Genomic DNA, 7,194 nt, shown 5'->3' with positions numbered 1-7,194 from the left:
CGCCTCCCCAAGATTTCTCACTCCCGTCAGTCCTTCCAACGGGTAGCATAATGGTGAGGCAACGACCCCGCACGGGTAGCAAATCTGATGAGTCAATGCGCCGAAAAAATCACAATATCTCTGATTCTTCTGTCGGGGTACGAACATATTGGTGTTGGAGCAAAAATCCTTTGAAGCGCAAGGGAGCAGGTGCTAGGCGCTTGCCTTTTCGGTGGACCAAATGCCAGGCGCGCTGTAAGGGGAACCCCTCCACCCGCAGTACGCGTAAATACCCTGCCTCGATTTTGGTAGCAACGCTATGTCGGGCGACGACGGCAATACCCATTCCCACCTTGACCGCTTGTTTGATGGACTCGTTATTGTTCATAATCACTTGGTCCTGGATGCGCAGATCATGATCGGCAAAATAGCGTAGAACAGCTTCCCTGGTTCCCGATCCTGGTTCTCGCAACACGAAGGTTTCTTCCACCAGGCGCTCTAAGGGGATTTGGGACTGCCATACCAACGAATGATCCGCCGCTGCAACCACCACAAGATCATTTCGGTGAAAAGATAGCGCCGTTAGATCCATGGTCTGGGGAGGTTCACCCATAATAGCCATATCGATATCATTGCGTCCCAGGCTTTCCAAGACCTCTTGCCGATTAGCAATATTCAATCGGATTTGGATATGGGGGTGATGCATACGAAATCGAGCGAGAAGCTCTACTGCAAAGGCATTTGCTGCTGAAGTAACGGCAATGCGGATTTGACCGTCATCCACATCTCGCAAATGCTCCAAAGAGCGGGCTAACTCTTCTAGTTCCAGACTGATTCTACTGCCTGCACGGAGGACTTCTGTACCGGCCGTGGTCAGGAAAACCTTCTTGCCTACCTGTTCTGTTAACGCCAAGCCAATCTCTTGCTCTAGTTTGCGTACTTGGACATAGACCGCTGATTGGGTCAGGTGCAAACGGCTGGCTGCCTTGGTGTAGGAACCGGTTTCTCCCACCATAGACAAAATATCCAATTGTCGTAGGGTAATGTTGTTCATTTTATGCCTCTATTGGAATGATTGAATGGTGTTCTACATCAGGACTCTTGGCAAGTCTAGAGAATAATTTAAATTTCTAATTATAACTATAATATATAATCGTTTTTATAGATGATTCCATGGGTATACAGTAACGATACTTTTCCACACATGGAGTTTTCGGATCATGGATCAATCATCTCGTTATGCTGACTTGTCTCTGCGCGAGGAAGACCTTATCGCGGGGGGGAGACATATCCTGGTTGCGTATAAGATGAAGCCCAAGACTGGCTATGGCTACCTTGCTTCTGCAGCGCACTTTGCTGCGGAATCATCCACAGGCACCAACGTCGAAGTCTCCACCACCGATGATTTTACCAAAGGTGTAGACGCCTTGGTCTATTTTATTGACGAGGCAAAAGAGGATATGCGAATTGCCTATCCGCTAGATCTGTTTGATCGTAATATCACCGATGGTCGGATGATGATCGTGTCCTTTCTTACGCTGGCGATCGGCAATAACCAGGGAATGGGCGATATTGAACACGCCAAGATGATCGATATCTATTTCCCTGAGCGGGCCATCCAGCTGTTCGACGGCCCCAGCAAAGACATTTCTGACCTGTGGCGCATCCTGGGTCGGCCCCTCAAAGATGGCGGTTATATTGCCGGAACCATCATCAAACCCAAGTTAGGACTACGCCCAGAACCCTTTGCCGAAGCCGCGTACCAGTTCTGGCTTGGGGGGGATTTCATTAAAAATGACGAGCCCCAGGGCAATCAGGTCTTTTCTCCTTTGAAAAAAACCATTCCTTTGGTGGCCGACGCCATGAAACGGGCCCAAGACAAAACTGGTCAGGCCAAGATCTTTTCTGCCAATATCACTGCTGATGACCATTACGAAATGTGCGCCCGCGCCGATTTCATTCTGGAGACTTTCGGTCCGGACGCCGACAAGGTAGCCTTCCTGGTGGATGGTTTCGTGGGTGGCCCTGGCATGATCACCACTGCCCGTCGGCAATATCCGAACCAGTACCTGCATTACCATCGCGCCGGTCATGGCATGATCACCAGCCCCTCCTCCAAGCGCGGTTACACCGCCTTCGTGCTGGCAAAAATCGCCCGTCTGCAGGGCGCCTCCGGCATTCATGTGGGTACCATGGGTTACGGCAAGATGGAAGGAGAGAACGACGATCGCAATATCGCCTATATGATCGAGCGTGATGAATGCCAGGGACCAGTGTATTACCAGAAGTGGTATGGCATGAAACCCACCACTCCCATCATCTCCGGTGGCATGAATGCTCTACGCTTGCCCGGGTTTTTTGAAAATCTGGGTCACGGTAACGTGATCAATACTGCCGGCGGCGGTTCCTATGGTCACATCGATGGTCCGGGTGCAGGCGCACAATCCTTGCGCCAAGCTTATGAATGCTGGAAAGCCAAGGCTGATCCCATCGAATGGGCCAAGGAGCATAAAGAGTTTGCTCGGGCCTTTGAATCGTTTCCCCACGATGCTGACAAGCTCTATCCCGGTTGGCGCGACAAGCTTAGTACCCATCGCTGAGTTTGGCCCCAACTTCTTCATCCCCGGGTTCTCCTCGGGGATGATTTGCGCTGGCCACCCAATAGAAGGAATCTGACATGACCAAGGAAAACCGGCTGGCAGCCTATCAGATCGTCCAGGAGCCTTTCTACCAAGCCATCGCTGACGAAGTGGAACTGTTCACTGCTGCCTATGAAAAACGTTTACCGGTAATGATCAAAGGACCCACGGGGTGTGGCAAGTCTCGCTTTGTGGAGTACATGGCATGGCGCCTGGGAAAACCCTTGATCACCGTTGCCTGTAATGAAGATATGACTGCAGCAGACCTTGTGGGTCGTTGGTTGCTGGATGTGGATGGTACACGTTGGTTGGACGGTCCCTTGACCCTGGCGGCACGCTATGGCGCCATCTGCTATCTTGATGAGATCGTGGAGGCACGACAGGACAGCACCGTTGTTATTCATCCTCTTACGGATCATCGCCGTCAGTTGCCCTTGGATAAAAAAGGAGAGCTCATCAACGCTCACCCGGATTTTCAACTGGTGATTTCCTATAACCCGGGTTATCAGTCTGTAATGAAGGATCTCAAACAATCGACAAAACAGCGTTTTACGGCTTTTCGTTTTGATTATCCTTCCGCTGACCTGGAGGCAGAGATCCTGATCCGCGAAACCGGGGTGAATATAGATACCGCCAAAAAACTCGTGGAGTTGGCCCAGGTTGCTCGGCGACTCAAAGGGCACGGACTGGAGGAGGGGATATCCACGCGTTTACTGGTCTACGCTGCACAGTTGATTGATGACGGTGTTGTCCCTAGTCGTGCCTGTCGCATGGCTTTGATAGACCCGCTGACCGACGATGAAGACATGCAAAACACCTTGGATCACGCTAGCAATGCCCTCTTTGGCTGAATCCAATCCGGATTCGAACAAAGATCCGGAGATGCTGCCCATCGTATCCTTGGTGCAAGCACAAAACGCTCTGGATTGTGCATTTCCTGCTGTGCAACGGATCTTTCCAGATTGGCTGGAACAAGTCCAGATCCGTTGGTCTGCGGCCCAAATCACTGCGAGTTTGGCGGCGGCGCGTACCCTTTGCCGGCTCGGTCGTGGCGAAGAGCCTGTCCTTGCCTTCTTGGAATCATGGCCTCAAATCGAACAAATACTAGGTGCAGAGAGTCTCTCACTGGTAATGGATGGAATCCACTTTCTCCATCACTCTCCCAATGGTTCCACTTTGGTGCTTTTTTTGACTGGTCTTCCCGAGATCGCGGCAATCCTGGAAAGTAGGGAGCGGCTGCAGGAGTATCTGACACTGATTCGTGAGATCGCCGAAAAAAGTCGCCAGTCTATTCATGGACGAGATAGTTTTCTTCCTAGCGCCGCACTTCCAGAATTCCTGGGCACGGCGCCGCGGGCATTGCAGCATGTAAGTCTGGGCGGTTTGGCCACATGGGCGCGATTCGGGCTCGACCACTATGCAAAAAATCCCGATCGACAGGCTGATTATTTTGCTCTGCAGAGCGCTGACAGTCGTGCCATATTGCAGAGTCAACGAAGGGGGACCCTGCTTGCTACCGTGGAGCGCCAATTGGAATGCTCCTTGCGGGGACTCTGGGATTTGTCGTTACCTTTGCTGCCTTTTTCAGCAAGCTTCCATCAACTACGCAAGCCGTACCCCTATTGCGATGCCCTAGGTATCCATGTGCCCGACGTCCTGGAGCCTGTTAATGGGGTATCTGGACTGGATCAATATCGGCTTATGGTCGCTCACATGGCAGGGCACCGGCGTTATAGCCAGCCGCTGTTGGCGGATAATTTGAGTCCCTTTCAGCGCCTCTATTTGGAAGTTGTCGAAGACGCACGCATCGATTTTCTTCTGCTACGTCGCTATCCAGGACTACGGTCAACGTTGCTGGCACTACATCCCCATCCTCTGGAAGATGCCTGTGATCCAAAACACCTGTCGTGCATTCGCCATCGTCTGATCCTGTTTTCTCGTGCCGTGCTGGATCCGGATCATGGTTACCAGGACGCCACCTTGTTGGCGTATGTTCAGCGTTTTTTGCAAATTCTTGCAGAGCACGAGGGTTCCACGCAGGCCATGGCGCAGTTTGCGGGAGACTTCCTTAGCGCTACGCGCCTGGCTAGCGATGGATTTGCCAAGGTTCATTTTGCCGAGACCGAAGCTCCATACCGTGACGATAATCGTCATTTATGGCGTTTCATCGATGCAGACCAGGAAGAAGACGAAACAACGGCCCCCAACATTCCTGCGGCTCCGAACGAAAATAGCGGAATCATGCATTTCTACCCGGAATGGGATTTCCATAGCCATAGTTATCGGCCCCATTGGGTGACCCTGTACGAACATCTTCATCCCCAAGGTGACGCCCGCCGCATCGATACCTTGCTTCGCAAACACGATGCCCTTGCCAGAATGATGCAACGTCTGCTGGACAGTCTGATTCCCCAAGGGCGGGAACGCCTGCGACATCAGGAGGATGGGGCAGAGTTGGATCTCGACTGGGCCCTACGCTCCTTCATTGCGTATCGAGGCGGTCAGAACCCGGATCCCCGCATTCAGGAGTCAACCCGACCCGTCCGCCGGGATCTTGCCATTAGCCTGCTGTTGGATCTTTCTGCTTCACTCAACGATCGCTTGCCGAGTACTGGTGAGCAAAGCGTTTTAGACTTGGCCGTGGAGGCTGTGACATTGTTGGCTTGGGCCATCAATCGCCTAGGAGATCCCTTTGCCATAGCGGGTTTTCATTCCAATACCCGTCATGAGGCTCGCTACTGGCACATCAAAGGCTTTGAAGAACCTTGGTCGGTGGCGGGACGTGCCCGGTTGGCTGCCCTGGAAGCGGGTTTTTCCACTCGAATGGGAGTGGCCCTGCGTCATGCCGGTCACTATCTTGCTGGCCAGAACAAAGAGAAGCGTTTGTTGTTATTACTTACCGATGGCGAGCCCGCGGATGTGGATGTGGACGATCCGGAATACTTGGTAGCCGATACTCGCGAAGCTGTCCGAGAATTGAAAACCCAGGGAATCTTTTGTCATTGTATTAGTTTGGACCCCCACGCCGATGGGTATGTGAGCAAAATCTTTGGCAATCACTTCAGTATTATTGACCACATAGAAAAACTTCCCGAAAAACTACCAGAGATTTTTTTCTCTCTCTTACGGTAAAAATCGTGCTTACAATTGACATTTTGGCCTACTTGAGGTAACCAAGCAATAGTGAATCATTCCGTCACAAGTTACCAAGCGTATGGCGTAACCTGCCTTCTCAAGACTCAAGGATTCCTGGATGATTTTCACAGGTTTTTTTGTGGGGATCGGGGATGAAAAAAGGAAGAGAGAAGGCTATTTATTGGTGACAGCAAATTGAGGAGCAGAGTCGCATCTGGTTAAAGACAGGGAGTACTGTGCGCGAGAAAGAAAACTAATGGTTTTGCAGAACTTCCCGCAGTCTCAAACTTCTTGAGGAATAAGTAGAGTTGAGGTAAATTATGCGAAGTGCTGTTGTTATCGCGCGAATCGACCGAAGTTTGCTCGATTTTCCAGTCTTTGAGCTTGGCCCCAAGGACGGCCATGGTCGAAATATAATTCTTCGAGAATCAATATCGGACAAAGAAGCGGCAAGCATACAAGCTGCCCTACACCGAACGAACTTGCGCCGCTCTCTGATCGATCAATTGAAACAGGTATCTTTTTCAATCTGCGGAACCAGATTTGCTATACAGCATACGGATAACCTCGTTGACAACGTCACAATCAAGATCATTTTGCAAGGAAATCACGTACTCTGTACCGGAAATGGACGCTTCATTAGTGAGCTGTTCCCTGGGACTGTATACCTTCTTGATAATAAAAAACATCATGGTACCAAGCCTAGATCACGTCATTCCCTGGAACCTTTAATCTTTCTCTCTGCAGGGCTGTCCATCCCCTACTCTTATCGAGAAATTATTGCCAGAACCTCTCCCTTTTAGCTGTGAGGAGACATAACAGGAAGTGGGGCCAGTTTGTTATAAGCAGATGTTAATCAGCGTGCAAAAGGGATCAAGTTGGGGGGGTGGAAACAGCGTCAAAAATGACCACTACCATTCTGGATCGCCTTACCCATCATTGCGACATCCTCGAAACTGGTAATGATTCCTACTGCTTCAAAAAACGGAGCTCTACCCCCTCTAAAACCGGTCAATTTTCAACGCTGATTGACATGCAGTGCCCTGGCAGCGCTGCCAGTTCCACCTGCAACAAAACGCCGGTCAGTTCGTGACTCGTCAGGAGGCGAAAAAAACGGTGGCCGCCCAAATGCGCGCCATCTTCAATGCCCCGGACAAGAGGGAAGCCGAACGGCTCTTGCGAATCGCTCTGGAGGCGTGGCGCAAGGAACACCCGAAGCTTGCCCAATGGGCCGAAGAGGCCATTGCCGAGAGCCTGACCGTCTTCGACTTCCCGGACTCTCACCGTGTACGGCTACGCACCACCAACGGCCTGGAGCGGATCAACCGCGAGCTGCGACGACGTAAGCGGTCGCTGAGCGGCGTTCTTTTCTAGGACCTGCCCAGTCATCATGCTGTTGCCCTTTGGATGCATTCTGGAGGGTAGGATGAAGCAAGAAAGC

General features: G+C 51.4%; 4 protein-coding genes and 2 pseudogenes. 5 read left to right on the top strand and 1 reads right to left on the bottom strand.

Annotated elements, in window-relative coordinates; all coding sequences use genetic code 11:
* Window positions 1-109: 109 nt before the first annotated feature.
* Complete coding sequence (locus RTI30_RS11280) at window positions 110-1,033, bottom strand: LysR substrate-binding domain-containing protein (protein WP_312283786.1); 924 nt, start codon at window positions 1,031-1,033, stop codon at window positions 110-112.
* A 166-nt stretch (window positions 1,034-1,199) separates the two neighbouring features.
* Here RTI30_RS11280 and RTI30_RS11275 point away from each other — a divergent pair, with 166 nt between their 5' ends.
* The 5 genes and pseudogenes from RTI30_RS11275 to RTI30_RS11255 form a co-directional block, all read left to right on the top strand.
* Window positions 1,200-2,579: a ribulose-bisphosphate carboxylase gene (locus tag RTI30_RS11275; RefSeq protein WP_312283785.1), complete on the top strand. Its 1,380-nt coding sequence runs from the start codon at window positions 1,200-1,202 to the stop codon at window positions 2,577-2,579.
* Window positions 2,580-2,656: 77 nt separating this feature from the next.
* Window positions 2,657-3,469 (top strand): CbbQ/NirQ/NorQ/GpvN family protein, encoded by an 813-nt coding sequence (locus tag RTI30_RS11270; RefSeq protein ID WP_312283784.1) that lies wholly within the window; start codon window positions 2,657-2,659, stop codon window positions 3,467-3,469.
* Window positions 3,470-3,500: 31 nt separating this feature from the next.
* A complete protein-coding gene (locus RTI30_RS11265) occupies window positions 3,501-5,750 on the top strand; it encodes a hypothetical protein (protein ID WP_312283783.1) in 2,250 nt (749 codons plus the stop codon).
* Between the two features lie 901 nt (window positions 5,751-6,651).
* Window positions 6,652-6,846 (top strand): annotated as a pseudogene (locus RTI30_RS11260) (ATP-binding protein); the annotation flags it as partial.
* Window positions 6,789-7,112, top strand: a pseudogene (locus RTI30_RS11255) (transposase); the annotation flags it as partial. The pseudogenes RTI30_RS11260 and RTI30_RS11255, both read left to right, overlap by 58 nt.
* Between the last annotated feature and the right edge of the window lie 82 nt (window positions 7,113-7,194).

The organism is Candidatus Igneacidithiobacillus taiwanensis (genome assembly GCF_031962545.1).
Taxonomy (GTDB): domain Bacteria; phylum Pseudomonadota; class Gammaproteobacteria; order Acidithiobacillales; family Acidithiobacillaceae; genus Igneacidithiobacillus; species Igneacidithiobacillus taiwanensis.
This window is presented reverse-complemented; position numbering and strand designations above follow the sequence as displayed.

Bases quoted from the DNA above. Each gene is read 5' to 3' on its own strand.
- RTI30_RS11275 (WP_312283785.1), top strand. From the start codon at position 1,200: ATGGATCAATCATCTCGTTATGCTGACTTGTCTCTGCGCGAGGAAGAC.
- RTI30_RS11265 (WP_312283783.1), top strand. From the start codon at position 3,501: ATGCTGCCCATCGTATCCTTGGTGCAAGCACAAAACGCTCTGGATTGT.
- RTI30_RS11270 (WP_312283784.1), top strand. From the start codon at position 2,657: ATGACCAAGGAAAACCGGCTGGCAGCCTATCAGATCGTCCAGGAGCCT.
- RTI30_RS11280 (WP_312283786.1), bottom strand. From the start codon at position 1,033: ATGAACAACATTACCCTACGACAATTGGATATTTTGTCTATGGTGGGA.